Source organism: Variovorax sp. YR752, assembly GCF_943372545.1.
Window position 1 is genome coordinate 33,993 of sequence record NZ_CALRZC010000023.1, and the last position, 26,044, is coordinate 60,036.

At 68.8% G+C, this 26,044-nt stretch carries 29 protein-coding genes; 10 read left to right on the top strand and 19 right to left on the bottom strand.

Annotated elements, in window-relative coordinates:
* Positions 1-16: 16 nt before the first annotated feature.
* Positions 17-1,252: a branched-chain amino acid ABC transporter substrate-binding protein gene (locus AAG801_RS08095; protein WP_341887936.1), complete on the bottom strand. Its 1,236-nt coding sequence runs from the start codon at positions 1,250-1,252 to the stop codon at positions 17-19.
* 126 nt (positions 1,253-1,378) lie between these two features.
* Complete coding sequence (locus tag AAG801_RS08100) at positions 1,379-3,025, bottom strand: 3-(methylthio)propionyl-CoA ligase (RefSeq protein ID WP_341887937.1); 1,647 nt, start codon at positions 3,023-3,025, stop codon at positions 1,379-1,381.
* A gap of 112 nt (positions 3,026-3,137) precedes the next feature.
* On the opposite strand from AAG801_RS08100, the gene msrB reads away from it, so the two are divergent.
* From msrB to AAG801_RS08120, 4 genes are read left to right on the top strand one after another with little or no spacing between them, the layout of a single operon-like run.
* A complete protein-coding gene (msrB, locus tag AAG801_RS08105; RefSeq protein ID WP_341887938.1) occupies positions 3,138-3,536 on the top strand; it encodes a peptide-methionine (R)-S-oxide reductase MsrB in 399 nt (132 codons plus the stop codon).
* The gene (locus AAG801_RS08110; RefSeq protein WP_341887939.1) at positions 3,533-4,180 is read left to right on the top strand and encodes a septation protein A; all 648 of its coding nucleotides are present in this window, start codon (positions 3,533-3,535) and stop codon (positions 4,178-4,180) included. Before msrB ends, AAG801_RS08110 begins: the two co-directional genes overlap by 4 nt.
* Positions 4,181-4,187: 7 nt before the next feature.
* Complete coding sequence (locus AAG801_RS08115) at positions 4,188-4,454, top strand: BolA family protein (RefSeq protein WP_341887940.1); 267 nt, start codon at positions 4,188-4,190, stop codon at positions 4,452-4,454.
* 13 nt (positions 4,455-4,467) lie between these two features.
* Positions 4,468-5,277: a peptidylprolyl isomerase gene (locus tag AAG801_RS08120; protein WP_341887941.1), complete on the top strand. Its 810-nt coding sequence runs from the start codon at positions 4,468-4,470 to the stop codon at positions 5,275-5,277.
* Between the two features lie 19 nt (positions 5,278-5,296).
* On the opposite strand, the gene AAG801_RS08125 is transcribed toward AAG801_RS08120, so the two are convergent.
* Entirely contained in the window at positions 5,297-5,983 is a 687-nt protein-coding gene (locus tag AAG801_RS08125) for an ABC transporter ATP-binding protein (RefSeq protein WP_341887942.1), read from the bottom strand.
* On the opposite strand from AAG801_RS08125, the gene AAG801_RS08130 reads away from it, so the two are divergent.
* Positions 5,982-6,647 (top strand): arylesterase, encoded by a 666-nt coding sequence (locus AAG801_RS08130; protein WP_341887943.1) that lies wholly within the window; start codon positions 5,982-5,984, stop codon positions 6,645-6,647. The genes AAG801_RS08125 and AAG801_RS08130 overlap by 2 nt on opposite strands.
* Before the next feature lie 6 nt (positions 6,648-6,653).
* Here the strand turns inward: AAG801_RS08130 and AAG801_RS08135 are convergent, their stop codons facing one another.
* The 7 genes from AAG801_RS08135 to scpA form a co-directional block, all read right to left on the bottom strand.
* Positions 6,654-8,528 carry a DUF6600 domain-containing protein gene (locus tag AAG801_RS08135; protein ID WP_341887944.1) on the bottom strand — a complete coding sequence of 625 codons (1,875 nt, stop codon included), beginning with the start codon at positions 8,526-8,528 and terminating at the stop codon, positions 6,654-6,656.
* 135 nt (positions 8,529-8,663) lie between these two features.
* Complete coding sequence (def, locus tag AAG801_RS08140; protein ID WP_341887945.1) at positions 8,664-9,200, bottom strand: peptide deformylase; 537 nt, start codon at positions 9,198-9,200, stop codon at positions 8,664-8,666.
* Positions 9,197-9,670: a VOC family protein gene (locus tag AAG801_RS08145; protein WP_341887946.1), complete on the bottom strand. Its 474-nt coding sequence runs from the start codon at positions 9,668-9,670 to the stop codon at positions 9,197-9,199. Before AAG801_RS08145 ends, def begins: the two co-directional genes overlap by 4 nt.
* Positions 9,670-11,700 carry an acetyl-CoA carboxylase biotin carboxylase subunit gene (gene accC / locus AAG801_RS08150; RefSeq protein ID WP_341887947.1) on the bottom strand — a complete coding sequence of 677 codons (2,031 nt, stop codon included), beginning with the start codon at positions 11,698-11,700 and terminating at the stop codon, positions 9,670-9,672. The genes AAG801_RS08145 and accC overlap by 1 nt, the downstream gene beginning before the upstream one ends.
* Before the next feature lie 20 nt (positions 11,701-11,720).
* Positions 11,721-13,253: an acyl-CoA carboxylase subunit beta gene (locus tag AAG801_RS08155; protein ID WP_341887948.1), complete on the bottom strand. Its 1,533-nt coding sequence runs from the start codon at positions 13,251-13,253 to the stop codon at positions 11,721-11,723.
* Between the two features lie 14 nt (positions 13,254-13,267).
* Positions 13,268-14,266: a methylmalonyl Co-A mutase-associated GTPase MeaB gene (gene meaB, locus AAG801_RS08160; protein ID WP_341887966.1), complete on the bottom strand. Its 999-nt coding sequence runs from the start codon at positions 14,264-14,266 to the stop codon at positions 13,268-13,270.
* A gap of 14 nt (positions 14,267-14,280) precedes the next feature.
* On the bottom strand, positions 14,281-16,443 hold the full coding sequence (gene scpA, locus AAG801_RS08165) for a methylmalonyl-CoA mutase (protein WP_341887949.1): 2,163 nt from the start codon (positions 16,441-16,443) through the stop codon (positions 14,281-14,283).
* Between the two features lie 132 nt (positions 16,444-16,575).
* Between scpA and AAG801_RS08170 the strand changes: the two genes are divergently transcribed.
* From AAG801_RS08170 to AAG801_RS08185, 4 genes are all read left to right on the top strand, one after another.
* Complete coding sequence (locus tag AAG801_RS08170) at positions 16,576-17,256, top strand: GntR family transcriptional regulator (protein ID WP_341887950.1); 681 nt, start codon at positions 16,576-16,578, stop codon at positions 17,254-17,256.
* Positions 17,257-17,293: 37 nt separating this feature from the next.
* Positions 17,294-17,812: a dihydrofolate reductase gene (locus AAG801_RS08175; protein ID WP_341887951.1), complete on the top strand. Its 519-nt coding sequence runs from the start codon at positions 17,294-17,296 to the stop codon at positions 17,810-17,812.
* Positions 17,813-17,912: 100 nt separating this feature from the next.
* Positions 17,913-18,488, top strand: a complete 576-nt coding sequence (locus tag AAG801_RS08180; RefSeq protein WP_341887952.1) for a histidine phosphatase family protein — start codon at positions 17,913-17,915, stop codon at positions 18,486-18,488.
* A 48-nt stretch (positions 18,489-18,536) separates the two neighbouring features.
* Entirely contained in the window at positions 18,537-19,172 is a 636-nt protein-coding gene (locus AAG801_RS08185; protein ID WP_341887953.1) for an exopolysaccharide biosynthesis protein, read from the top strand.
* 3 nt (positions 19,173-19,175) lie between these two features.
* Here the strand turns inward: AAG801_RS08185 and AAG801_RS08190 are convergent, their stop codons facing one another.
* The 8 genes from AAG801_RS08190 to AAG801_RS08225 form a co-directional block, all read right to left on the bottom strand.
* Entirely contained in the window at positions 19,176-19,706 is a 531-nt protein-coding gene (locus tag AAG801_RS08190) for a hypothetical protein (protein WP_341887954.1), read from the bottom strand.
* A gap of 25 nt (positions 19,707-19,731) precedes the next feature.
* The gene (locus tag AAG801_RS08195) at positions 19,732-20,019 is read right to left on the bottom strand and encodes a copper-binding protein (RefSeq protein WP_341887955.1); all 288 of its coding nucleotides are present in this window, start codon (positions 20,017-20,019) and stop codon (positions 19,732-19,734) included.
* A gap of 17 nt (positions 20,020-20,036) precedes the next feature.
* Entirely contained in the window at positions 20,037-20,504 is a 468-nt protein-coding gene (locus AAG801_RS08200) for a DUF411 domain-containing protein (RefSeq protein ID WP_341887956.1), read from the bottom strand.
* A 1-nt stretch (position 20,505) separates the two neighbouring features.
* Complete coding sequence (locus AAG801_RS08205; RefSeq protein ID WP_341887957.1) at positions 20,506-21,012, bottom strand: cupredoxin family protein; 507 nt, start codon at positions 21,010-21,012, stop codon at positions 20,506-20,508.
* Between the two features lie 16 nt (positions 21,013-21,028).
* On the bottom strand, positions 21,029-22,444 hold the full coding sequence (locus AAG801_RS08210; RefSeq protein WP_341887958.1) for a copper oxidase: 1,416 nt from the start codon (positions 22,442-22,444) through the stop codon (positions 21,029-21,031).
* A gap of 16 nt (positions 22,445-22,460) precedes the next feature.
* A complete protein-coding gene (locus tag AAG801_RS08215) occupies positions 22,461-23,879 on the bottom strand; it encodes a TolC family protein (protein ID WP_341887959.1) in 1,419 nt (472 codons plus the stop codon).
* An 8-nt stretch (positions 23,880-23,887) separates the two neighbouring features.
* The gene (locus tag AAG801_RS08220) at positions 23,888-24,193 is read right to left on the bottom strand and encodes a hypothetical protein (RefSeq protein WP_341887960.1); all 306 of its coding nucleotides are present in this window, start codon (positions 24,191-24,193) and stop codon (positions 23,888-23,890) included.
* A gap of 84 nt (positions 24,194-24,277) precedes the next feature.
* On the bottom strand, positions 24,278-24,682 hold the full coding sequence (locus tag AAG801_RS08225; RefSeq protein ID WP_341887961.1) for a hypothetical protein: 405 nt from the start codon (positions 24,680-24,682) through the stop codon (positions 24,278-24,280).
* A gap of 94 nt (positions 24,683-24,776) precedes the next feature.
* Between AAG801_RS08225 and xth the strand changes: the two genes are divergently transcribed.
* Positions 24,777-25,544 (top strand): exodeoxyribonuclease III, encoded by a 768-nt coding sequence (gene xth / locus AAG801_RS08230; RefSeq protein ID WP_341887962.1) that lies wholly within the window; start codon positions 24,777-24,779, stop codon positions 25,542-25,544.
* 131 nt (positions 25,545-25,675) lie between these two features.
* On the opposite strand, the gene AAG801_RS08235 is transcribed toward xth, so the two are convergent.
* Positions 25,676-26,044 (bottom strand): helix-turn-helix domain-containing protein (locus AAG801_RS08235; protein WP_341887963.1); only part of this gene is annotated, 369 nt, incomplete at its 5' end.

Sequence of the window (26,044 nt, forward strand, 5' to 3'; positions counted from 1 at the left end):
GTCGGGGATCAGGCGATCAGGCGCCCGGACGCTTCATCTGGCACGAGGTCGGCGTGCTCGACACGTAGGGTTCGAACACCTTGTCCTGCACCCAGGTGAAGCCGGTGCCCTCGGCGTTCCACTGCTTCTTCGGGTCGGTGATCTTCTTCCAGGTGGCGATGTACAGCGGCTGCTGCAGCTGGTGGTCGGCCGCGCGCACCTGCACGTCACCGGAGAAGCTCTTCACGGTCAGGCCTTCCATCGCGCTGGCCACCTTGACGGGGTCGGTCGACTTGGCCTTGGCGATGCCGGCGGCCAGCGTCGGGAGCACGTGCAGCGTCGACAGCAGCGACAGATCCTCCTTGAACTTGCCGTGGAACTCCTGCGTCCACTTGGCCAGCTCCGGGATGTTGGCGTGGCCGATGTAGACGAACTTGATCTTGCCGTCCATCGTCGGGCCGATCGCCGAGGGCGAGCCGTTCGCACCCGCGTAGTAGGTGTAGAAGTTCGCGTCGAGCCCGGCGTCCTTGGCGGCCTTGATGAGCAGCGACATGTCGGTGCCCCAGTTGCCGGTGACCACGCTGTCGGCGCCCGAGGCCTTGATCTTGGCGATGTAGGGCGCGAAGTCCTTCACCTGGCCGATCGGGTGCAGGTCATCGCCGACGATCTGCACGTCCGGGCGCTTGCGCGCCAGCGCTTCCTTGAAGAACTTGGCGACCTGGTGGCCGTGCGCATAGTTCTGGCCGATGATGTAGACCTTCTTGACGTTCTTCTCGTCCTTCATGTACGTCGTCAGGGCCTCCATCTTCATGGAGGTGTCGGCGTCGAAGCGGAAGTGCCAGAAGCTGCACTTGCTGTTGGTCAGGTCGGGGTCGACGGCGGCGTTGTTGAAGAACACCACCTCCTTGCCGGGGTTGCGCTCGTTGTGCTTGTTGATCGCGTCGAGGATGGCGCCGGCCGCGCCCGAACCGTTGCCCTGCGTGACGTAGCGGATGCCCTGGTCGATGGCAGCCTTGAGCACCGTCAGGCTCTCCTGCGGCGAGGCCTTGTTGTCGAACGAGACGACTTCGAACTTCACGCCGGCGGGGTTGCTGGCGCTGACCTTCTCGGCCACGAACTGGAAGGTCTTCAGGCTGTTCTGGCCGATGTTGGCGAACGGGCCCGACAGCGGGTCGATCCAGGCGATCTTGACGGTCTCGCCCTTCTGCGCCCAGGCGCCGGTCATGACCATCGCACCGCACAGCGTGCCGAGGACGTGTTTCGTGAAGTTCATCGAGAGCTCTCCGGAAGTGAGTTCTGTCTCTGCTGGACAGGGCGTTCGGACGGTAGCGGATCGGCCCGGTGTCGGGTTTTAGGGACTACCCCGAACGCCCTTGTCACTGTCGGGACAAGGGGAGGCTCAGGCGCTCGGCAATGCGTGGTCCTTGAACAGCTCGCGCAGCTTGAGCTTCTGGATCTTGCCGGTCGCGGTGTGCGGGATCTCGGCGACGAAGGCGACGTCGTCGGGGATCTGCCACTTGGCGATCTTGCCGTCGAAGAAGGCCAGCATCTGCTCGCGTGACAGCTCGGCGCCGGGCTTCTTCACCACCACCAGCAGCGGGCGCTCGTCCCACTTCGGGTGGCGGCAGGCGATCGCCGCCGCTTCCAGCACCGCCGGGTGGCCCATGGCGATGTTCTCCAGGTCGATCGAGCTGATCCACTCGCCGCCGGACTTGATGACGTCCTTGCTGCGGTCGGTGATCTGCATGTAGGCGTCGCCATCGATGGCCGCCACGTCGCCGGTGGGGAACCAGTCGCGGCCGCCGATCTTGACCATCGGCGACTCCGGGCGCTGGAAGTAGCTCTGGATGATCCACGGCCCACGCACCACCAGGTTGCCCGAGGCCTTGCCGTCCCAGGGCAGCGCGGCGCCGTCGTCGTCGATGATCTCCATGTCGACGCCGAAGATCACCTTGCCCTGCTTCTCGAGGATGCGCCGCTGCGACTCGACGTCGAGATCGGCGTGCTTGGCCTTCAGCCTGGACAAGGTGCCCAGCGGCGACATCTCGGTCATGCCCCAGGCGTGGATGACCTCGATGCCGAACTCGTCTTCCAGCGTGCGCATCATCGCCGGCGGGCAGGCCGAGCCGCCGATCACCGTGCGCCGCAGGGTGCTGAACTTCAGCTTGCCGGCCTGCGCGAAGTTGATCAGCCCCAGCCAGACGGTCGGCACGCCGGCGCTGAAGCTCACCTTCTCGGACTCGAGCAGCTCGTAGAGCGACTTGCCGTCCAGGTGCGGCCCGGGGAACACCAGCTTGGCGCCGATCATCGGCGCGGCATAGGGCGTGCCCCAGGCGTTGACGTGGAACATCGGCACCACGGGCAGGATCACGTCCTTCGCGCCGACGCCCATGCCGTCGGGCAAGGCCAGGCCGTAGCTGTGCAGCAGCGTCGAGCGGTGGCTGTACACGGCGCCCTTGGGGTTGCCGGTGGTGCCCGAGGTGTAGCAGATGCTCGAGGCGGTGTTCTCGTCGAACTCCGGCCAGCGGTAGACGCCGTCCTCGGCGTCGACCAGGTCCTCGTAGGCGAGCAGGTTCGGGATGCTGGTCTGCGCCGGCATGTGGCTGCGCCCGACCATCGCGACATAGTGCTTGACGGTACTCAGCTGCGGCGCGAGCTTCTCGACCAGCGGCAGGAAGTTCAGGTCGAAGCACAGCACCGTGTCGGCCGCGTCGTTGGCGATCCAGGCGATCTGCTCGGGGAACAGGCGCGGGTTGATGGTGTGGCAGACCAGCTCCGAGCCCGAGGCGCCGTAGTAGATCTCGAAGTGGCGATAGCCGTTCCAGGCCAGCGTGGCGATCCGGTCGCCGGCCTTGCAGCCCAGCCGCGCGAAGGCCTGGGCCAGCTTGCGGGCGCGCAGCTCGGCGTCCTTGTAGGTGTAGCGGTGCACGTCGCCCTCGACGCGCTTGGAGACGATCTCGACGTCGCCGTGGTGGCGCGCCGCGTGCACCAGCAGCGAAGAGATCATCAGCGGCATCTGCATCATCTGGCCCATCAGGCGTGCCATGGTCTAGCTCCTTGTTGCAATGCAGCGATGATAGGAACTGTGCCGCCGCCCTCCTGCCTGCGGTTTACCCGTAACGGGCGCGCGGGCACGGCGGCTGGCTACACTGGCTGCCATGAGCGAATACAAGGTCAAGAAGACGGACGCCGAGTGGCGCGAGCAACTCGACCCGACCCAGTACCAGGTGGCGCGCCAGGCGGCCACCGAGCGCCCCTTCACCGGCAAGTACTGGGACCACTGGGAGCAGGGGCAGTACAAGTGCGTCGGCTGCGGCACGCCGCTGTTCGAGTCGGGCACCAAGTTCGACGCCGGCTGCGGCTGGCCGAGCTACTGGCAGCCGGTCAACAGCGAGGTGATCGAGCGCGTGGTCGACAAGAGCCACGGCATGGTGCGCATCGAGGTGCGCTGCAACCACTGCGGCTCGCACCTCGGCCACGTTTTCGAGGACGGCCCGCAGCCCACCGGTGAGCGCTATTGCATCAATTCCGCTGCGATAGACTTCGCCGCGAAATGAAGCTGCTGCTCGACTTCCTGCCGATCATCCTGTTCTTCGCCACCTTCAAGGTCGCCGAGGGGCGCAAGGACTGGGCGGCACAGTTCGCCTCCGATCACCTCGGCTTCGTCGTCAACGGCGGCGTGGTCGGCCCCAACGAGGCGCCGGTGCTGCTGGCCACCGTGGTGGTGATCCTGGCCACGCTGGCGCAGGTCGCCTTCCTGATGCTGCGCGGCAAGAAGGTCGACACCATGCTGTGGGTCAGTCTCGGCCTGGTCACCGTGCTCGGCGGTGCGACGATCTGGTTCCACAACGAGACCTTCATCAAGTGGAAGCCCAGCGTGCTGTACTGGGTGATGGGCCTGACCTTCTGGCTCAGCCAGCTGATCTTCCGCAAGAACCTGCTGCGGGCGCTGATCGGCGATCAGCTGCAGCTGCCAGCGGGCGTCTGGCAGCGGCTGAACTTCGCCTGGGTGGCCTTCTTCGCCTTCATGGGCCTGGCGAACATCTACGTGGCCTACAGCTTCAGCACCGACGCCTGGGTCAACTTCAAGCTGTTCGGCGGCGTCGGTCTGATGCTGCTGTTCACCGTCGCGCAGGGCTTCTACATCAGCCGGCACGTCGAGCCCGACAGCACCGAAGCCGGCGAAGTGCCGCGCGCCTGAACCCCGCATGACGGTCAGCGCGGCGGACATCGAAGCGGCATTGCGCGCCGCACTGCAGCCGCAGTCGCTGCAGGTCGGCGACGACAGCCACCTGCACGCCGGCCACGCCGGGGCGCGCGAAGGGCGCCATTTCAGCGTGCGCGTGGTCAGCCCGCGCTTCAACGGTTTGTCACGGGTGGCCCGGCACCGCCTCGTTTATGATGCCCTGCGCAACCTCATACCCCAGGGCATCCACGCCCTGGCCATCGACGCCCGGGACCCGGGCGAACTCTGATCTCCCCCTCGCCATGAAGACCACTTCCTCGCTTCGTCTCACCACGCTCGCGCTCGCCGCGCTGCTCGCCGCGCCGCTGGCCGCACAGGCGCAGAACATCGCCATCGTCAACGGCAAGGCGGTGCCGAAGTCGCGCGCCGAGGCGCTGATGAACCAGGCCACCAAGCAAGGCGGCCAGCAGCGCACGCCCGAGCTCGAGCAGCAGGTGCGCGACGAAGTCGTGCTGCGCGAGATCTTCATGCAGGAGGCCGAGAAGCGCGGCCTGGCCGCCACTGCGGACTACAAGCAGCAGATGGAGTTCGCGCGGCAGACGCTGCTGATCCGCGAACTGTTCGCCGACTTCCAGAAGAAGAACCCGGTCACCGACGCCGAAGTCCAGGCCGAGTACGACAAGTTCAAGGCGCAGTCCGGCGGCACCGAGTACCGCGCCCGCCACATCCTGGTCGAGAAGGAAGACGAGGCCACCGCGCTGATCGCCCAGATCAAGGGCGGCGCCAAGTTCGAGGACCTGGCGAAGAAGAACTCGAAGGACCCCGGCTCCGGCGAGAACGGCGGCGACCTCGACTTCGCCGCGCCGGGCGCCTACGTGCCCGAATTCTCGCAGGCCATGGTCAAGCTCAAGAAGGGCGAGATGACCGAGACGCCGGTGAAGACGCAGTTCGGCTGGCACATCATCAAGCTCGAGGACTCGCGCGAGGCCAAGTTCCCGCCGCTCGAGGAAGTGAAGGCACAGATCCAGCAGCGCATCGGCCAGCAGAAGCTCGCCGAGTTCCGCGACGGCATCCGCGCCAAGGCGAAGACGGACTACAAGTTCACGAACTGAGCCACGCCGCCCGGCGGCTTCACATCGCCATCGCGCCGAGGTCGACCCGTCCGGCCTCGATGCGCAACTGCCGGTCGCAGCGCGCGGCGATGCCGCGGTCGTGCGTGACGAGCACCAGCGTCGTGCCGGCCTCCCGGTTGAGTTCGAACATCAGCTCCATCACGCGCTCGCCGGTGGCGAAGTCCAGGCTGCCGGTGGGCTCGTCGGCCAGCAGCACCGCCGGCTTGACGACGAAGGCGCGCGCCAGCGCCACACGCTGCTGCTCGCCGCCGGACAGCACCTTCGGGTAGTGACCGAGCCGCTGCGACAGTCCGACGCGGCCGAGCATCTCGGTGGCCAGCAGCCGTGCATCGTGGCGACCCTGCAGTTCCAGCGGCAGCATCACGTTCTCGAGTGCGGTCAGGTTGGCCAGCAGCTGGAAGCTCTGGAACACGAAGCCGACCTTCTGCGCGCGCAGTTCGGCGCGTCGATCCTCGTCGAGCGCGAACATGTCGACGCCGGCCAGCTTCACCGTGCCGGAGCTCGGCGTGTCCAGTCCGGCGATGATGGACAGCAGCGTGCTCTTGCCCGAGCCCGAGGCGCCGACGATGGCCGCCGACTGCTGCGGCTGCAGGGAGAAATCGATCTCGTGGAGAATGATCAGCGTGCCGGTGGAGTCCTGCACCTGCTTGGTGACACGCTCGACGGCAATGATGGGTTCGGACATGGACGGCATTCGGAATTCACACACGGCGACGCGCCGCGCTTGGCTGGCGCACTGTAGCCTGCTCGCGCTCGGCCTCGCGGCCGCGGGGTCTCGGGCGGCCACGGGGGGGCGGACCTTGCTCGTCGTCGGCGACAGCCTGTCGGCCGAGTACGGGCTCGCACGCGGCAGTGGCTGGGTGACGCTGCTCGAACAGCGACTGGCCGAAGAGCGCATCGCGGCCACCGTGGTCAACGCCAGCATCAGCGGCGACACCACCTCCGGCGGCCGCTCGCGCCTGCCGGCGCTGCTCAAGCAGCACCGGCCGACCCATGTGCTGATCGAACTCGGCGGCAACGACGCGCTGCGCGGCCTGCCGCTGACGATGACGCGGGACAACCTGGCTGCGATGGTCAAGCTGTCGCGCGAGGCCGGCGCCAAGGTGCTGCTGCTGGGCATGCAGGTGCCGCCGAACTACGGCCGCAAGTACGGGGACGATTTCGCGGCATTGTTCGCGACCGTCGCCAAGCAGGGCGGCGCCGCGCTGGTGCCCTTCTTCCTCGAGGGCGTGGCCAACGCGGCGAACGCCGAGGCCATGTTCCAGGGCGACCGCATCCACCCGGTCGCGGCGGCGCACCCGGTGATGCTCGGCAACGTCTGGCCGGTGCTGGCGCCGCTGCTGCGCTGAGGCGCTTCAGCGCTCCTGCAGCGCGCGCCCGTTGCCTCGCGGCATGCGCTCGTCGAGCCGCTGGTCGGCCTGCGGTGGCCGCTGCCGCGCCTCGGGCCGGTCGTCGCGCCCGCCACCGTTGCCGCGGGTCTGCGCCGGGGTGGGCTGAATGCGCTCGATCCGCGGTGCCGGCGCGGGCTGCTGTGCCGGCTGCAGGCGCTGCACAGGCTGCTCCGGCCGCACGCGATCGAAGTTCTGGGCGGGCTGCACCGGGCGAACCGGCACGGGCCGCACCCCCGGGTTCGTCGAGACACCCGGCGCGGGGCGGGTCTGCGGGAGCGGTTTGGAGGCCTCGCGCAACGCGGGCCGAGCTGGCTCGCGCACGGCGGGGCCGTTGCCGGGCTCGTGGGGCACCACGGGTGCGGCGCGCACGCCCTCCGGCTGATCGCGGCGCAGGCCCGGGCTGCGCTGCTCGCGCACGGCGGGTGCCGGTGCAAGGCCGGGCGGGCGGATCACCGGCCCCTCGCGGCGCGGCGAGGGCGCTGCCACCGGCGGCGCAGCCACCACCGTGTCGCGCGACGGCCGGCTGGTGATCTCGCGCACCGCCGACGAGTCGCGCAGCGACGCCGCCGCCACCGGCTGGCGAGAGCTGAAGGTGCTGGTCGGCACCACCGTCACCGCGTGTGGGAACTTGCGGTTGCGGTAGTCGCGCTCGACCACCGCCTGCTGCGGGTTGTTGATGATCGTCGTGATGTTGGTGATGTTGGTGACGTGCGTGACGTTGACGTTGCGCACGTAGCCCGGGCTGACGCGGTAGGTCGGCACATAGACCTCGCGCGGCGCCAGCGGCACCCAGCCCACCGCCGAGCCGCCGCCCACGCTGATGCCGACCTGCAGCCGCGGCCCACCGATCCAGGCAACCAGCGCCGGCGCGTAGACCGGGCGGCGCACATAGGTGCCTGGCGACCAGCACCAGCTGCTGCCGACGTAGACCCAGCGGCCGTAGTGGAACGGCGCAAAGCCCCAGGGCGCGTCGTCGACCCAGGTCCAGCCCCAGGGCGCCACCCAGGCCCAGCGGCCGGTGGTGTACGGCGCCCAGCCCGGCGCGACCGCCCGCGGCACCCACAGCGCGCCGTACTCGGGGTTCTGCTGCCAGTGGCCGTGGCGGTCGAGGTCCTCGATGCCCGTCATCTCCGGTGACACATAGCGGCTGGAAATGCTGCGGTCGTCGGCGCGGTCGCGCTCGGCCACCCAGGCCGCGAAGCCGTCGCGCACCGGCTCGACGATGCTGTACTGCGGCACGTTGGCGCCATCCATCCAGAACTCCGCACGCTGGCCGGCATTGACCGACAGCGCGCTGCCCTGCGCCTCGTAGTAGGCCTGGCCGGTCTCGACGGTGACGAAGCTGGTCTCGTCCCGGCGGTCGAAGCGGTAGCGTCCGGTGCGCTGCACGGTGAAGCGGCCTTCGCCGGTGTGCAGTTCGAAGCCGCGCGCCTGTTCACTGCTGCGCAGGCGCGCCGCCACACTGCCGCCATGCAACTGCAGCGACAGGTTGTCGTCGTCCAGGCGCAGCACCTCGATCTCGCTGCCGCCGTCCAGGCGCAGCGTCGTCGAGCCCAGATGCACCTCGGTGCGGCCGTTGCCATCGGTGGCGAGGCGGTCGCCGCTGGTCAGCGGCCGGTTGCGCTCGGCGGCGATCCACTCGCCCTCTTCCGGGTGGAACAGCCAGACGGTGCCCTGCACCTCGGCGATGCGGCCGGCCCGGCCGGGCGGATCGACCGCCTCGTCCTGACGCTGCGAGGGCACGGGCGCGGCCACGGCGGACGCAGCGTGCAGCAACGGGAAGGCACAGGCAATGGCCAGCGCCATCGTGCCGAGCAGTTGGATTCGGGGGCTTTGCATGGTGTTGCCTCTTGTGGTCTTGACCCCGGCAGGCCGCGAAAGTTGCGAGCCGCCGGTACCTCAGCAACGCGCCCGGCAGGCCGACCGACGACGGCGGCGCCGGGGGCGACACACAGCTTTACAAAGCCGCAGCCTTCAGTCGTCTTCCGCGCCGCCGAGGTCCGGGAACAGCACGCTGGTGTAGCCGAATCGGCTGAAGTCGCGCACCCGCATCGGGTAGAGCTTGCCGATCAGGTGATCGCACTCATGCTGCACGACGCGGGCGTGGAAACCGTCGGCCTCACGCTCGATCGGCTTGCCGAAGGGGTCGACCCCGCGGTAGCGGATCTTCGCAAAGCGCGGCACCACACCACGCAGGCCGGGCACCGACAGGCAGCCCTCCCAGTCCTCGACCTCGTCGTCCGACAGCGGCTCGATCGACGGGTTGAGCAGCACCGTCTCGGGCACCGGCTCGCGGCCGGGGTAGCGGCGGTTGGTGCTGAAGCCGAAGATCACCACGGCCAGGTCGACGCCGATCTGCGGCGCCGCCAGCCCGGCGCCCTCGACGGCGCGCATGGTCTCGAACATGTCGGCAATCAGCGCGTGCAGCTCGGGTGTGTCGAACTGCTGAACCGGTCTGGCGACGCGCAGCAGCCGCGCATCACCCATCTTCAGACTGTCGCGAACGCTCATGCCGCCATCGTAGCGAAGGCCGCGATGACCTCCGGCGGCGCCTGCACCAGCTCGATCAGCACCCCCTCCCCGCCGACCGGGAACTCCTCGTTGCCCCTGGGATGCAGGAAGCAGATGTCGTGGCCGGACGCGCCGCGGCGGATGCCACCCGGCGCGAAACGCACGCCGTTGGCGCTCAACCACTCCACCGCCTTCGGCAGGTCGTCGATCCACAGGCCGACGTGGTTCAGTGGCGTGGCGTGCACGGCCGGCTTCTTGTCCGGATCCATCGGCTGCATCAGGTCGATCTCGACCGCCAGGGGCCCGGTGCCCAGGGTGCAGATGTCTTCGTCGACGTTCTCGCGCTCGGAACGGAAAGTGCCGGTCACCTCCAGCCCGAGCTTGTCGACCCACAGCGTTTTCAGGCGGTTCTTGTCGGCGCCGCCGATGGCGACCTGCTGGATGCCGAGTACCTTGAAAGGCCGATTCATCACTGGAACTCCATGATGATCTGGTCGACCGCCAGGCTCTCGCCCTTGCTCGCCGACACCTTGGCGACCACGCCGTCCTGCTGCGCGACGAGGATGTTCTCCATCTTCATCGCCTCGATGACGGCGAGCTTCTCGCCGGCCAGCACCTTCTGGCCCGGCTGCACCGCGACATCGACCAGCAGGCCCGGCATCGGCGAGAGCAGGAACTTCGACAGGTCCGGTGGCGCCTTGAACGGCATCAGCGCGTAGAGCTCGGCGGCGCGCGGCGACATCACCCGGGTGCGCACGCTGCGACCGTTGTGGCTGATGCGGAAGTCCAGTCCGCTGCGTTCGACCTGCGCGCAGAACGGCTCGCCGTCGCACTCGCCGTGCATCGCCACGTCGCGCAGCGAACCGTGCAGCGTGATCGCATGCGTGCGGCCGCCGATCTCGACCTGGCTGCACGCCCCGTCGGCGCGCAGCCGCACCGGCGTCGCGCTGCGCTGGCCGTCCTCGCCGATCGCGACGACGACGAAGTCCTCGCCGATCGCCATCTCGTGGCCGCGCAACTGGCCGGTCAGGCCCGAGGCGCGCTGCAGCGACAGTCGCTTGACGGCGGTGGCCAGCGCGAGCAGGAAGTCCGGGCTGTCGTGCGGCACCGCATCGGCCGAGAAGCCCTTCGGGTACTGCTCGGCGATGAAGCCGGTGTTGAAGTCGCCGGAGACGAAGCGCGGATGCGCCAGCAGCGCCGACTGGAACGGGATGTTGCTCGAGATGCCGCGGATCACGAAGGCGTTGAGCGCCTCGCGCATCTTGCGGATCGCGTCGTCACGGTCGAGGCCGTGCACGATCAGCTTGGCGATCATCGAGTCGTAGTACATCGGGATCTCGCCGCCCTCGTAGACGCCGGTGTCGACGCGCACGCCGCCGCCCTCCGGCACCGGCATCGCTGATTCCATCGTCTGCGCGGGCGGCTGGTAGCGCACCAGCCGGCCGGTCGAGGGCAGGAAGTTGCGGAACGGATCCTCGGCGTTGATGCGGCACTCCATCGCCCAGCCGCGGCGCGGGATCTGCGCCTGCGTGAAGCCGAGCTTCTCGCCGGCGGCAACGCGGATCATCTGCTCGACCAGGTCGAGCCCCGTGATGCATTCGGTGACCGGGTGCTCCACCTGCAGCCGGGTGTTCATCTCGAGGAAGTAGAAGCTCTGATCCTTGCCGACCACGAACTCCACCGTGCCGGCGCTCTGGTACTTCACCGCCTTGGCCAGCGCCACGGCCTGCTCGCCCATCGCCTTGCGCGTCGCCTCGCTGATGAAGGGCGACGGCGCCTCCTCGATCACCTTCTGGTGGCGGCGCTGGATCGAGCACTCGCGCTCGTGCAGGTAGACCACGTTGCCATGCGCGTCGCCGAGCACCTGGATCTCGATGTGGCGCGGCTGCTCGACGAACTTCTCGATGAACACGCGGTCGTCGCCGAAGCTGTTCTTCGCCTCGTTGCGGCAGGAGCTGAAGCCCTCGAAGGCCTCCTTGTCGTTGAAGGCCACGCGCAGGCCCTTGCCGCCGCCGCCGGCGCTGGCCTTGATCATCACCGGGTAGCCGATGTCGCGGGCGATCTTCACCGCCGACTCGGGCGACTCGATCACGTCGTTGTAGCCCGGGATGGTGTTGACCTTCGCCTCGTTGGCCAGCTTCTTCGAGGCGATCTTGTCGCCCATCGCGGCAATGCTGTAGTGCTTCGGGCCGATGAAGACCAGGCCCTCTTCCTCGACGCGGCGCGCGAAGTCCTCGTTCTCGGACAGGAAGCCGTAGCCGGGGTGGATGGCCTGCGCGCCGGTCTGCTTCGCGGCGGCGATGATCTTGTCGGCGACCAGGTAGCTCTCGCGGCTGGGTGCCGGGCCGAGGAACACCGCTTCGTCGGCGATCTCGACATGGCGCGCGTCGCGGTCAGCCTCGGAGTAGACGGCGACGGTGGCGATGCCCATCTTGCGCGCCGTCTTGATGACGCGGCAGGCGATCTCGCCGCGGTTGGCAATCAGGATCTTCTTGAACATGGTGTGCGTCTCCTCCACGCTCAAAGGGGAATGTTGCCGTGCTTGCGCCACGGGTTGTCGAGCTTCTTGTCGCGCAGCATCACCAGGCTGCGGCAGATGCGCTTGCGCGTCTCGTGCGGCTGGATCACGTCGTCGATGTAGCCGCGTGCACCGGCCACGAAGGGGTTGGCGAAGCGGGCCTTGTACTCGGCCTCCTTGGCGGCCAGCTTGGCCGGGTCGCCCTTGTCCTCGCGGAAGATGATCTCCACCGCGCCCTTGGCGCCCATCACCGCGATCTCGGCGTTCGGCCAGGCGAAGTTGACGTCGCCGCGCAGGTGCTTGGAGCTCATCACGTCGTAGGCGCCGCCGTAGGCCTTGCGCGTGATCACGGTGATCTTCGGCACCGTGCACTCGGCATAGGCATAGAGCAGCTTGGCGCCGTGCTTGATGATGCCGCCGTACTCCTGGCTGGTGCCGGGCATGAAGCCGGGCACGTCGACGAAGGTGAGCACCGGGATGCCGAAGGCGTCGCAGAAGCGCACGAAGCGGGCTGCCTTGATCGAGCTCTTGATGTCCAGGCAGCCGGCCAGCACCAGCGGCTGGTTGGCGACGATGCCCACCGGCTGGCCGTCCATGCGTGCGAAGCCGATGACGATGTTCTTCGCATAGTCGGGCTGCAGCTCGAAGAAGTCGCCGTCGTCGACCGTCTTGACGATCAGCTCCTTCATGTCGTACGGCTTGTTCGGGTTGTCGGGCACCAGCGTGTCCAGCGACAGGTCGATGCGCTCGGCGGCGTCGCCGCCGCGGCGGATCGGCGGCTTCTCGCGGTTGTTCAGCGGCAGGTAGTTGAAGAAGCGGCGCAGCATCAGCAGCGCGTCGACGTCGTTGTCGAAGGCCAGGTCGGCCACGCCGCTGCGGCCGGTGTGCGTGCCGGCGCCGCCGAGCTCCTCGGCGCTGACCTCCTCGTGCGTCACCGTCTTCACCACCTCGGGGCCGGTGACGAACATGTAGCTGCTGTCCTTCACCATGAAGATGAAGTCGGTCATCGCCGGCGAGTAGACCGCGCCGCCGGCACAAGGCCCCATGATCATGCTGATCTGCGGCACCACGCCGCTGGCCATCACGTTGCGCTGGAACACCTCGGCATAGCCGCCGAGCGAGGCCACGCCCTCCTGGATGCGGGCGCCGCCCGAGTCGTTCAGGCCGATCACCGGCGCGCCGACCTTCATCGCCTGGTCCATCACCTTGCAGATCTTCTCGGCGTGCGCCTCGGAGAGTGCGCCGCCGAAGACGGTGAAGTCCTGGCTGAAGACGAACACCAGGCGGCCGTTGATCATGCCGTAGCCGGTGACCACGCCGTCTCCCGGCACCTTCTGCTCCTGCATGCCGAAGTCGTGGCAGCGGTGCTCGACGAACATGTCCCACTCTTCGAAGGTGCCCTCGTCGAGCAGCAGCTCGAGGCGTTCTCGCGCCGTGAGCTTGCCCTTGCCGTGCTGCGCGGCGATGCGTTTCTCGCCGCCGCCCAGGCGCGCCTTGGCGCGTTTGTCCTCGAGCTGCTGGATGATGTCGTGCATGGTGTGGTGCCTCCTCAGGGCTTCGGATTCTCGAAAAGCTGCAGCAGCGCGCGCGCGGCGGCCGATGGCGCGATGCGTGCGTCGCTCACCTCGCGCAGCGTGCCGGGCAGCGCGGCGCGCACCGCAGGGTGGTGTTCGAAATCGGCGCGCAGCCGGGCGTGGACGATGTCCCACATCCAGGCCAGCGACTGCTGGCGGCGCCGCACATCGAACTCGCCGCTGGCGCGGCGCCGTTCATGGAAGGTGGTGACGGCGGCCCAGAAGGCATCGACACCCAGCGCCTTCAGCGCGCTGAGCTGCATCACCTGGGGCTGCCAGCGCTGCCCGGCATGGGCCGGGTTGCCGTGGAAGTTGAAGACCCGCAGTGCCGAGGTGATCTGCGCCTGGGCGCGGGTGGCGGCGGCGGCGTCGAGGTCGGCCTTGTTGATGACGACCAGATCCGCCAGCTCCATCACGCCCTTCTTGATCGCCTGCAGGTCGTCGCCGGCATTGGGCAGTTGCAGCAGCACGAACATGTCGGTCATGCTGGCCACTGCGGTCTCGCTCTGGCCCACGCCGACGGTCTCGACGATCACCACGTCGTAGCCGGCCGCTTCGCAGACCAGCATGGCCTCGCGCGTCTTCTCGGCCACGCCGCCGAGCGTGCCGCTGGCCGGGCTGGGGCGGATGTAGGCAGCGTCGTTGACCGAGAGCTGCTCCATGCGCGTCTTGTCGCCGAGGATGGAACCGCCGGAGACGGACGAGGACGGGTCGATCGCCAGCACGGCGACGCGGTGGCCCTTGGCGATCAGGAACAGGCCGAGCGCCTCGATGAAGGTCGACTTGCCGACGCCGGGCACACCCGAGATGCCCAGGCGGATCGCCTGCCCGGTGCGCGGCAGCAGCGCATTGAGCAGCGCATCGGCGCGCGCGCGGTGGTCGGCGCGCGTCGATTCGAGCAGCGTGATGGCCTTGGCGAGCGCACGCCGCTCGCTGCGGCACACGCCGTCCATCAGGGCCTGATCGGTGGCCAGCAGGCTCACGAGTCTCAGGCCTTCTTCGCGGTGTTGGCCTTGATCTGCTCGAGCACGTCCTTCGCGCTCGCCGGGATCGGCGTGCCCGGGCCATAGATGCCCTTCACGCCGGCCTCGTAGAGGAAGTCGTAGTCCTGGCGCGGGATCACGCCGCCGACGAAGACGATGATGTCGTCGGCGCCCTGATTCCTGAGGCTGTCGATGATCGCCGGCACCAGTGTCTTGTGGCCGGCGGCGAGCGTCGAGACGCCGACCGCGTGCACGTCGTTCTCGATCGCCTGGCGCGCGCATTCCTCGGCGGTCTGGAACAACGGCCCCATGTCGACGTCGAAGCCGAGGTCGGCGAAAGCGGTGGCGACCACCTTGGCGCCGCGGTCGTGGCCGTCCTGGCCGAGCTTGGCGATCATCACGCGCGGGCGGCGGCCCTGTGCTTCGGCGAAAGCGGCGATCTCGGCCTTCAGCTGGTCCCAGCCCTCGGCACTGTCGTAGGCAGTTGCGTACACACCGGTCACCTTCTGCGTATCGGCGCGGTGGCGCCCCCAGGCCTTTTCCAAGGCGTCCGACACCTCGCCCACCGTCGCCCGCAGGCGCACCGCCTGGATGCTCAGGTCGAGCAAGTTTCCTTGTCCAGTCTCGGCACAGGCGGTCAGCGCGTCAAGCGCTGCCGCCACCTTCTTGCCGTCCCGCTTCGCACGCAGGGCGTTCAGGCGCTGGACCTGGTTCTCGCGCACCGCGTGGTTGTCTACCTCCAGGATCTCGATCGGATCTTCCTTGGCCAGCTTGTACTTGTTGACGCCGACGATCACGTCGCGACCCGAGTCGATGCGCGCCTGCTTCTCGGCCGCGCTGGCCTCGATCTTCAGCTTGGCCCAGCCGGAATCGACCGCCTTGACCATGCCGCCCATCGCATCGACTTCCTCGATGATCGTCCAGGCGGCGTCGGCCATGTCCTGCGTCAGCTTCTCCATCATGTAGCTGCCGGCCCAGGGGTCGACGACGTTGGTGATGTGCGTCTCTTCCTGGATGATCAGCTGCGTGTTTCGGGCGATGCGGGCGCTGAACTCGGTGGGCAGCGCGATCGCTTCGTCCAGCGCATTGGTGTGCAGGCTCTGCGTGCCGCCGAACACTGCGGCCATCGCCTCGATGGTGGTGCGAACGACGTTGTTGTACGGGTCCTGCTCGGTCAGGCTCCAGCCCGAGGTCTGGCAGTGCGTGCGCAGCATCAGGCTCTTCGGGTTCTTCGGATTGAACTCCTTCATGATCTTCCACCACAGCAGCCGCGCGGCGCGCATCTTGGCCACTTCCAGATAGAAGTTCATGCCGATGGCCCAGAAAAAGGAGAGGCGCCCGGCGAACTCGTCGACGTCCAGCCCCTTGGCCAGCGCCGTCTTCACGTACTCCTTGCCGTCGGCCAGCGTGAAGGCGAGCTCCAGCGCCTGGTTCGCGCCCGCCTCCTGCATGTGGTAGCCGGAGATCGAGATCGAGTTGAACTTCGGCATCTTCTTCGCCGTGTACTCGATGATGTCGCCGATGATCCGCATGCTCGGCTCGGGCGGGTAGATGTAGGTGTTGCGGACCATGAACTCCTTGAGGATGTCGTTCTGGATGGTCCCGCTCAGCTTCTCCTGCGCGACGCCCTGCTCCTCCGCCGCCACCACGTAGCCGGCCAGCACCGGCAGCACCGCGCCGTTCATCGTCATCGACACGCTGACCTTGTCGAGCGGAATGCCGTCGAACAGGATCTTCATGTCTTCCACCGAATCGATCGCCACGCCGGCCTTGCCGACATCGCCGGTCACGCGCGGGTGGTCGCTGTCGTAGCCGCGGTGGGTGGCCAGGTCGAAGGCGACGCTGACGCCCTGCCCGCCGGCGGCCAGCGCCTTGCGGTAGAAGTCGTTGGAGGCTTCCGCGGTGGAGAAGCCGGCGTACTGGCGGATGGTCCACGGCCGCACGGCGTACATCGTCGCCTGCGGGCCGCGCACGAAGGGTGCGAAACCGGGCAGCGTGTCGGCATGCGGCAGGCCCTGCACATCGGCCGCGGTGTAGACCGGCTTGACCGTGATGCCCTCGGGCGTGACCCAGTTCAGCGCCTCGACGTTGCCGCCCGGGGCCGACTTGGCGGCAGCCTTCAGCCATTGCGCCATGCCGTCGGACGCGCGTACGGGATCGTTGGACATGCTGTTCTCCTCTTCGGGCTCACCGCCCGTCACACCCGGCGCAAAACGTGGGGTGGACGGCCGCAGCGCTTGTAGCCATAATTCAAAATTGAATTATATCTTCGCCGGTTTCGCTTTCACGCAACTTTCACGATGGCTGCACCGCGCAACGAGAGCCTCGCTCCGCCCAAGCCCCGTGCCGGCCGGCTGGGCGAGCGTGCGCTCTACGAGCAGGTGGCCGAGCAGTTGCGCTCGCGCATCCTCGCCCATTCGCTGGCGCCGGGCAGCTGGATCGACGAGCAGGCGCTGACCGCCGAGTACGGCATCAGCCGCACGCCGCTGCGCGAGGCGCTCAAGGTGCTCGCCGCCGAGGGCCTGGTGACGATGAAGCTGCGCCGCGGCGCCTACGTCACCGAGGTGTCGGCGCGTGACCTCGCCGAGGTCTTCCACCTGCTCGCGCTGCTGGAGAGCGATGCCGCACGGGTCGCCGCGCAGAAAGCCACGCCGGTGGAACTGGCGGAGTTGCTGGCCATCCACGACGAGCTGGAGAACGCACTCGACGACCGCGAGCGCTTCTTCGCCGCCAACGAGCGCTTCCATATGCGGCTGCTGGAGATCGCCGACAACCGCTGGCGCATCCAGATGGTGGCCGACCTGCGCAAGGTGATGAAGCTCAACCGAGCGCAGTCGCTGCTCAAGCAGGGCCGGCTGGAGGCGTCGCTGAAGGAACATCGCCAGATCATGGCGGCGCTGAAGGCGCGCAACGCCGAGCGCGTGCAGGCGCTGATGCAGCACCACCTCGAGGCCGGGCGCGAGGCGGCGACGCTGGCCTGAGCGGCCCGATTGACCCGACCGACCCGACAATGGCCGCATGTCGTCCTCCTGCCCCACCCTCGCCCTGATCGCCGCCGTCGCCCGCAACCTGGCCATCGGCAGGCATGGCGAACTGCTCTGGCACGAAAGCGAAGACCAGAAGCACTTCCGCCGCGTGACCATGGGCTGCCCGGTGATCATGGGCCGCAAGACCTGGGACTCGCTGCCCGCGCGCTTCCGCCCGCTGCCGGGCCGGCGCAACGTCGTCGTCACGCGCAATGCGGGCTGGCAGGCCGAGGGCGCGGAGCGCGCCGGCTCGCTCGATGAAGCGCTCGCACTGTGCACCGGCACCGCCAAGGTGTTCGTCATCGGCGGCGCCGAACTCTACGCGCTGGCCCTGCCGCACGCCGATCAGCTCGAACTCACCGAGATCGATGCCACGTTCGACGGCGACGTCTTCTTCCCCGACTGGCCGCGCGCGCAGTTCCGCCTGGCCTCGTCCGAAGCGCGCACCAGCGCCGACGGCCTCGGCTACCGCTTCAATCGCTACGAGCGCATCGGCGACCCTCGCCGATAACCACGGCACCGCGTGCGGTATCGCGCCTGCTCGTGCGCCGCGGCAGCGGCCCCGCCATCATGCGCAGCCGTCGCATCCGTCCGTCCCCGGGAGAGTCGTCATGCTCCAACGCCGCCTGCTGCTCGGTGCAGCCCTCGCCTCGCCCTGGGCCCGTGCCGCGGGCGAGGACGCCGAGGCCTTGCTGCGCCGCGGCGGCGTGGTGATCGCCTTCCGCCACGCGCTCGCGCCCGGCACCTTCGACCCGCCGGGCTTTCGCGTCGGCGACTGCAGCACGCAGCGCAACCTCAACGACGAAGGCCGCGCACAGGCACGGCGTATCGGCGAGTGGTTCGCCCAGCGTTCGCTGAAGCCCGAGCGTGTGCTGTCCAGCCCCTGGTGCCGCTGCGTCGACACCGCCACGCTGGCCTTCGGCGCGCCGCAGGTCGATGCCACGCTCGGCTCGCCGCGCGGCTACTCGGAAGCCACCAGCGCCGAGTCGCTGCGCGCGCTGCGCCGCTCGCTGGCGGCCGCGTCGTCGCGCAGCGGCCGCTTCGAGGTCTGGGTGACGCACATGTTCGTGCTCTCGGCGCTGGTCGGGCAAGGCAGCAGTTCGGGCGAAGGGCTGGTGCTGCGAGCCCGTACCACAGGCGCGGCCAAGGGCGAGATCGAGGTGCTGGCGCGGTTGGCGATTGCTTGAAGGAGAGCCAGGCGCGCGCGCCGGGGGCCTAGAATCCGCGCCCTCTGCATGACCGAACCCATCCCGCTCGCCACCGCCCCGCACAAGGCCACCCTCTCGGCCATGCTGCGCGCGCTGGCCGACGACGACGGCCGCGATCGCATTGCCGTGGCCGACCTGCTCGAGGCGCTGGGCGACCGCGCCATCGCCGCACTGCTGTTCGTCTTTGCCTTGCCCAACGTGCTGCCGGTGCCGCCCGGCACCTCGGCCGTGCTCGGTGCGCCACTGCTCTTCCTGGCCGCCCAGATGGCCTTCAACATGAAGGCCTGGCTGCCCAAGGTGATTGCCGGCCGCTCGGTGGCGCGCACCGACTTCGCCAACATGATCGAGCGCGTCGCGCCGTGGCTGGAGCGCGCCGAGAAGCTGATGAAGCCACGCCTCACGCCGCTGGCCATCGGTGCGATGGAGTCGGTGGTGGGCGCGGTGTGCCTGCTGATGTCGCTGGTGCTGTTCCTGCCGATCCCGCTGGGCAACATGCTGCCGGCGCTGGCGATCTGCCTGCTGGCCATGGGCATCCTCGAGCGCGACGGTCTCTGGGTGCTGGCCGGCCTGGCTGCCGCCGTTGCGGCCGGCGCGCTCGTCTCGGGCGTGGTGTGGGCCGCAGTGAAGGCGGCGATCTACTTCGTCACCCAGGTGCTGCAGTGAGCGTCACGCGCCGCGCCGGTGCCGGCGCGTGAACACGAGCACCAGCAGCACGACGGCGATGGCGCTGTAGTTCGCCAACTGGAACCCGGGCGTGTTCCAGGCCAGGCCGTCGAATCCGCGCTGCGTGAGCGGGTACAGCACCGGCACGGGATAGAAGTCCGCCGAGTGGGTGAAGACGTCGATCACGATGTGCGACCACCAGCCCAGCAGCGGCACCAGCAGCCAGCGCCCCCAGCGCAGCACCAGCAGCGTGGCCACGCCGGCGATCACGGCGCTGTGCAGGATGCAGTGCAGGTGGTGCGCCAGCAGCGCCACCCAGGGCGCGAGAACCGGTTCGGTCCCCGGCGTGGCGAACGTGTAGTCGAGCAGCGTCTGCAAGCCGCCTCCACCGGCCACCAGCGGCAGCAGGTGCGCCAGGTCGGGCAGCACCGCCATGCCCAGCGTGGCCAGCGCGACGCCTCGCGGGATCGGCATGCGGCGGCGCGCCGCGGTGAGGCCGATGCCTGCCCAGAGTGCGTGCGCAAAGGTGTCCATCGCAGCTGTGGGCGCGCTGCCCGGGTCAGGGCGTTCCCTGGATCTCGGTGACGACGTAGCTGCCGCCGTCCTTGACGGCCTTGAACTTCACCTTGTCGCCGGCTTTCAGCTTGTCGAGCATCGCCCTGTCCCTGACCACGAAGACCATGGTCATCGGCGGCATGTCCAGGTTCTTGATCTCGCCGTGCTTGAGCGTGAGCTTGCCGGCGTCCTTGTCGACCTTGCGCACCTCGGCGTCGGTCATGTCTTCGGCACGCACGGCGCCGGTGGCGACGGCGAGGCTGATCGCGAACAGGGAAAGGGTCTTCTTCATCGTCGTCCTTCGGGTCTTCAACGGTAGGAACTGAACACGCGGGTGCTGCCATCCATGGCGATCAGCAGCACGTCGTAGGGATCCTTGCGGGCGCCGTACTCGGGGCCGTCCATGCCCGGCGAGCCGACCGGCATGCCCGGCACCGTCAGGCCGATCGCATCGGGCTTCTCCTTGAGCAGGCGCTGCACGTCCTTCGCCGGCACATGGCCTTCGATGGCATAGCGGCCGACCAGCGCGGTGTGGCAGGAGCCGAGCGCCATCGGCACCTTCAACCGCTGGCGCATCGCGGTGTTGCCGACCTCGTGCACGGTGAAGCGGAAGCCGCTCTTTTCCATGTGCGCGATCCAGTCCTTGCAGCAGCCGCAGGTCGGGCTCTTCCAGACCTCGGCGTGGATCGCCGGGGCCTGCGCGGCGGCCCAGGCCGGTGCGGCCAGTGCGGCTAGGCCGGCCATCGTGAAGCGGCGGCGTGGGTTGGGGTTCTTCATGTCATTGGCTCCGGTGGGTGGCGGGCGCCACGACGATCGTGCCCACCATGCCGGCCTGGTAGTGGCCGGCGATCAGGCAGGCGAAGTCGAACTCGCCTGCGCGGTTGAAAGTCCAGACGATCTCGCCGGTCTGGCCCGGCGGAACGTGGGCCATGTAGGGCTCGTCGTGCTCCATGTCCGGGAACTTCGCCATCAGCGCGGCGTGCTCGTCGAGTTCCTGTTTCGTGCCGATGACGAACTCGTGCATCACCTGGCCGCGGTTGCGGATCACGAAGCGCAGCGTCTCACCCTGCCGCACCTCGATGCGCGCCGGCGTGAAGCGCATGTTGTCGCCCATGCCGACCTCGACGCTGCGCCGCGCCGCCCGGCGATCACCGGCGATGCCCCATGGCTTCTGCTCCTTGACCACCGCGGCCGGCTTCTTTGCATGGTCCTGTTCGCCGTGCGCCCGCGCGGACGTCGATGTGGCTGCGATCAGCAGCAGCGCGAGAAGTTTCGATGCCCTCATAAGCGTTTGTCCTCGATCAATGCGTGCCATGCCCGCCCGCGGGTTTGCGTGCCTTCACCTCGACGTCGCGCGCCGGCCGGGCCAGCGATGGCATCGAGCCGCCGCCTTCCGACTGGAAGCGCGCCGGGTCGGGCAGCGCGCCAGCGAACTCGTAGGCCACGGTGCCCGGCGGATGCTTGAACCAGCCGGGGTCGGCGTAGTCGCCGCGCTTCTGCTCCTTGCGCACCTTGAGCACGCTGAACATGCCGCCCATGCCGACGGCACCGAACGGCCCCTGGCCGGTCATCATCGCGGCGGTGTTGTCGGGCAAGGGCATCTCCATCTCGGTCATGTCCTTCATGCCGCGCTCGCCCATCACCATGTAGTCGGGGATCAGGTTGGTGATCTGCCGCGCCACCTGGCTGTGGTCGACGCCGATCATCGTCGGCACGCCGTGACCCATCGCGTTCATCGTGTGGTGGCTCTTGTGGCAGTGGAAGGCCCAGTCGCCCTCCTCGTCGGCGATGAACTCGAGCTGGCGCATCTGCCCGACGGCGATGTCGGTCGTCACCTCGTACCAGCGCGTGCCCTTGGGCGTCGGCCCGCCGTCGGTGCCGGTGACGAGGAACTCGTGGCCGTGCAGGTGGATCGGGTGGTTGGTCATCGTCAGGTTGCCGATGCGCAGGCGCACCTTGTCCCTGTGGCGCACGTTCAGGCTGTCGATGCCCGGGAAGATGCGGCTGTTCCAGGCCCACAGGTTGAAGTCGAGCATCGTCATCACCTTGGGCGTGTAGCTGCCCGGGTCGATGTCGAAGGCATTGAGCAGGAAGCAGAAGTCGCGGTCGACCTCGTCGATCAGCGGGTGTTTCGCCTTCGGATGCGTGATCCACAGGCCGTACATGCCCATCGCCATCTGCACCATCTCGTCGGCGTGCGGGTGGTACATGAAGGTGCCGGGGCGGCGCGCGACGAACTCGTAGACGAAGGTCTTGCCCGGCGGGATGCCGGGCTGCGTCAGCCCGGTGACGCCATCCATGCCGTTGGGCAGGCGCTGGCCGTGCCAATGCACGCTGTGCAGTTCGCCGAGCTTGTTGGTGACGAAGATGCGCACACGATCGCCCTCCACCACCTCGATCGTCGGCCCCGGGCTCTGGCCGTTGTAGCCCCACAGGTGCGCCTTGAAACCGGGCGCCATCTCGCGCACCACCGGCTCGGCGACGAGGTGGAGCTCCTTGACGCCCTGGTTCATGCGCCAGGGCAGCGTCCAGCCGTTGAGCGTGACCACCGGGTTGTAGGGCCGGCCGGTGCTCGGCACCAGCGGTGGCATGGTGTCGGGCTTGCTCTGCAGCACCGGCTCGGGCAGCGCGGCCATCGCGACCCGGCTGACGCTGGCGGCACTCGCCGCCGCGGTGATCGCGCCGGCCCCGGAGAGAAAGTTGCGTCGGGAAACCATGTGTTGGTCCTGAAGGTCAGTGGCCCGTGCCGCCGGACTCGGCCGGGGCGGTGGCGGACAGTGCAGTGGCCGCGGCGAGGCCGGGCTTGCCGAGCAGCGCCATGTCGAGATCGGCCTGCGCGAGCCAGAAGTCGCGCAGCGCGTCGATCGATGCGTTGACGCTGGCGATCTGCACGCGCGCATCGGCCAGCAGTTCGAACACGCCGAACAGCATGCCGTTGTAGCGAAGCACGTTCTCCTCGGCGATGCGCTGGCGCAGCGGCACGAGTTCATCGCGGTGGTGCCGGGCAATGTCCCAGGCGCTGCGGTAGGCGCCGTAAGCCTCGCGCACCTCTGAGCGGGCGTTGATCGCCGTCTCGGCGGCCCGCGCCAGCGACTGCCGGTAGACGCTCTCGGCCTGCGCCACGCGCGATGTGCCCCAGTCGAACAGCGGCAGCTCGAAGCCGACTTCCCAGCCACGCTGCACCGGGGCTTCGTTCGAACTGTTGCGCATGTAGCCCAGCTCCAGCACGTTGACCACGCGCGTGCTGCGTGTCAGCCCGAGGTTCTTCGCCGTCTGCTCGGTGGCCAGGCGCGCGCCCTGCACGTCGAGCCGCTGCGCGATGGCGATGCGCTCGACGTCGGGCAGGTCCCTCGGCGCCGCCGGCAGGTCGGGCAGGCGCTCGGGCAGGCGGAAGGCGGTCTGCGCGCCCCACAGCCCGAGCAGGCGGATCAGCCGCTCTCGCGTGGCGCGCTGCGCCTGCTCGGCCTGCGCCAGGCCGAGCGCGGCCTCGGCGTAGAACGATTGCTCGCGCGCCTGCTGCAGCTTGTTGAAGTTGCCGACCTGCGCCATGCGCCGCGCCAGTTCGGCGCTGGCCTGCGCGGCCTGCATCACCTGCAGGCGGTAGCGCATCGACTCCTGCGCAGCCACCGCCTGCACCCAGGCCTTGCGCGTGTCGGCGGCCAGGCTCAGCACCGCCATCGCCGCCGTGCCTTGCACCTGCGCGAAGCGGCGCGCTTCGACCTGGCGGCGCATCGGCATCGTCAGCAACCCTGCCAGATCGAAGTGAACGCCGCGCTCCCACTCGACCTCGTCGCCGCGGGTCAGGCGGCCGAACGAGAAGCCGGGGTTGGGCAGTCGGCCGGCGCGCACCAGCTCGGCCTCGCCGATGCCGAGCTCGAAGTAGGAGGCCTGCAGGCCGGGGTTGTTGAGCAGCGCGAGTTGCACGGCCGCCTCGATGTCCAGAGGCTCGGCGAGCAGCTGATTCACACGACGGGCGATGGCCTCGCGGTCGGCATCGCTGCGGGCCCAGCGAACTTCCTTGCCGAGGTGCTGCTGCGCCGCCTGCTCGACGCTGCCAAAGCCGCCGTCGTCGGAGAAGGAGGCGCAGCCGCCGAGCAGGGCCAGCGCCGCCACGGCGACCCAGCGTCGGGATCCGGATGAAAGCAGTGGCATGGCCGGCCTCAATGCTTGTGGCCGGCAGCCGTCGGCGCCGACGCCTTGGCGGCGGGGGCGACCGGCGCGGCCGCTTCACGCGCGTAGGCCCGCCAGCCGCCGATGCGATTGACCTGCTCGTTGGCGTCCTTCCACGAGCCGACGCGCAGTTCCCCAGCGCCGCGGTAGCTCGTCAGGCTCGAGCGATGAACGGCCGCCGGCACCGCAGCCTGCGGGTCGAGTGGATCGGCCGGCGCACGGGGTGGCCCGGCCCATGCCAATGGAATGGCCGTGAAGGCTGCGGCCAGCGCGCCGCGGCGGATGAAGGTGAACATGGACGTCCTCGCAGGGAACACATCGAGCCGCCCGCAGGTGCGGACGGGCGCAGCTCCAGCCGGCCAGCGCGACGCGCCGGTGGCTCAGGCGAGAACGGTTCGGGGTGGTCGTTCGAGGCCGTCGGTCAGGAAGGCAACGATGCCCGCCTCCGGCGCCGACGGCTGCAACCCATCCGCTGGCAGCCCGGGCAGTTCCATCGCGCTCACCGGCAGGCCGAGCGCCACGCAGCAGGCCGCGCAGGCACTGCACTTGAAGGCGCCAGTCTTGGCGGCCGGATCCGGCATGGGGTGGTCGAGCGCCTCGGCCTGGACATCAACATCGACCGCGGCAGCGTGATGGTGATCGCCGTGCCCGAGGTCATGGGCCTCCATCACCTGCATGCGCTCGTGCATCGGCGCGCAATGCTGCGCGCCAGTGGCAGCGAAGCCCTGCAACGGCAGGGCCACGGCCATCAGCCACAGCAACAGGATACGGAACACCGACCGCATGGCCGCGACTGTAGCGCGAAGCCCGGCCGGGCGCGGCCGACAAAGATCAAGCCCCGGGTAGGATGTGTGGACGACCACCGCCACCCATCCCGCCGTGAAACTTGCAACGTGGAATGTCAACTCCCTGTCCGTGCGGCTGCCGCAGCTGCTCGACTGGCTGGCCGCCAACCCGGTCGATGCCATCGTGCTGCAGGAAACCAAGCTCACCGACGACAAGTTTCCGCAGGCCGAACTGGCGGCGGCCGGCTACCGCGCGCTGTGGTTCGGCCAGAAGACCTACAACGGTGTGGCGCTGCTCAGCCGCGCCGAGGCCGTCGACGCCGTTCGCAACATCCCCGGCTTCGACGACGAGCAGGCGCGGGTGATCGCCGGCACGGTGGGTGGTGTGCGCGTGATCGGTGCCTACTTTCCCAACGGCCAGGCGCCGGACAGCGACAAGTTCGTCTACAAGATGCGCTGGCTCGATGCGCTGCGAAGCTGGGTGGCGGCCGAGCTGGCCGCGCATCCGGAGCTCGTGCTGATGGGCGACTTCAACATCGCCCCGGAAGACCGTGATGTCTACGACCCGGTCGCCTGGGCCGGGCAGATCCACTGCACACCACAGGAACGCGAGCATTTCCAGCAGTTGATCGGGCTCGGCCTGCACGACGCCTTCCGCCTCTTCGAGCAGCCACCGAAGAGCTGGAGCTGGTGGGACTACCGCAACCTCGCGTTCCGCAAGAACCAGGGCCTGCGCATCGACCACATCCTGGTCAGCGAGGCGCTGAAGCCGCGGGTCGCAGCGTGCGCCATCGACAAGCTGCCGCGGAAGAACGAAAGACCGAGCGACCACGCGCCGGTGATCATCGAATTGTCAGACTGAAGAAGCGTGGCGGGCCGAGTGCCGGGCCGCTCCCAAGCGGGCCCGCGCCAGCCCCGAGACGGGGCTGGCACTCCGGCCGTCCATGCCCGCGCAGTTGGGCATGGAGCCGCGGCGGACGAGGGGCTCCGTCCTCAATCGTCCAGATCCAGTTCCTGGATCTTGCGGGTGATGGTGTTGCGCCCGATGCCGAGCTTCTGCGCCGCCTCGATGCGGCGACCGCGGGTGATGTCGAGCGCCGTGTGGATCATGCGCGCCTCGAACTTGCGCGTCAGCGCATCCCACACCTCGGGCGCGCCGGCCTGAAGCATCTGGCGGGCCTCCTGTTCGAGCCCGGCCAGCCAGTCGCCACCGCTGGCCGCCAGCGCAGCCACAGGCGCAACCTCCAGCGGCACCGGCGGCATGGCCAGCGGCTCCACGGCCACGCCGCCGGCGGGCGCCGCCACCTCGGCCACCGGCGCCGCCACGCGGGCCGCGCCCTCGCTCATCAGCTCGGGCGGCAG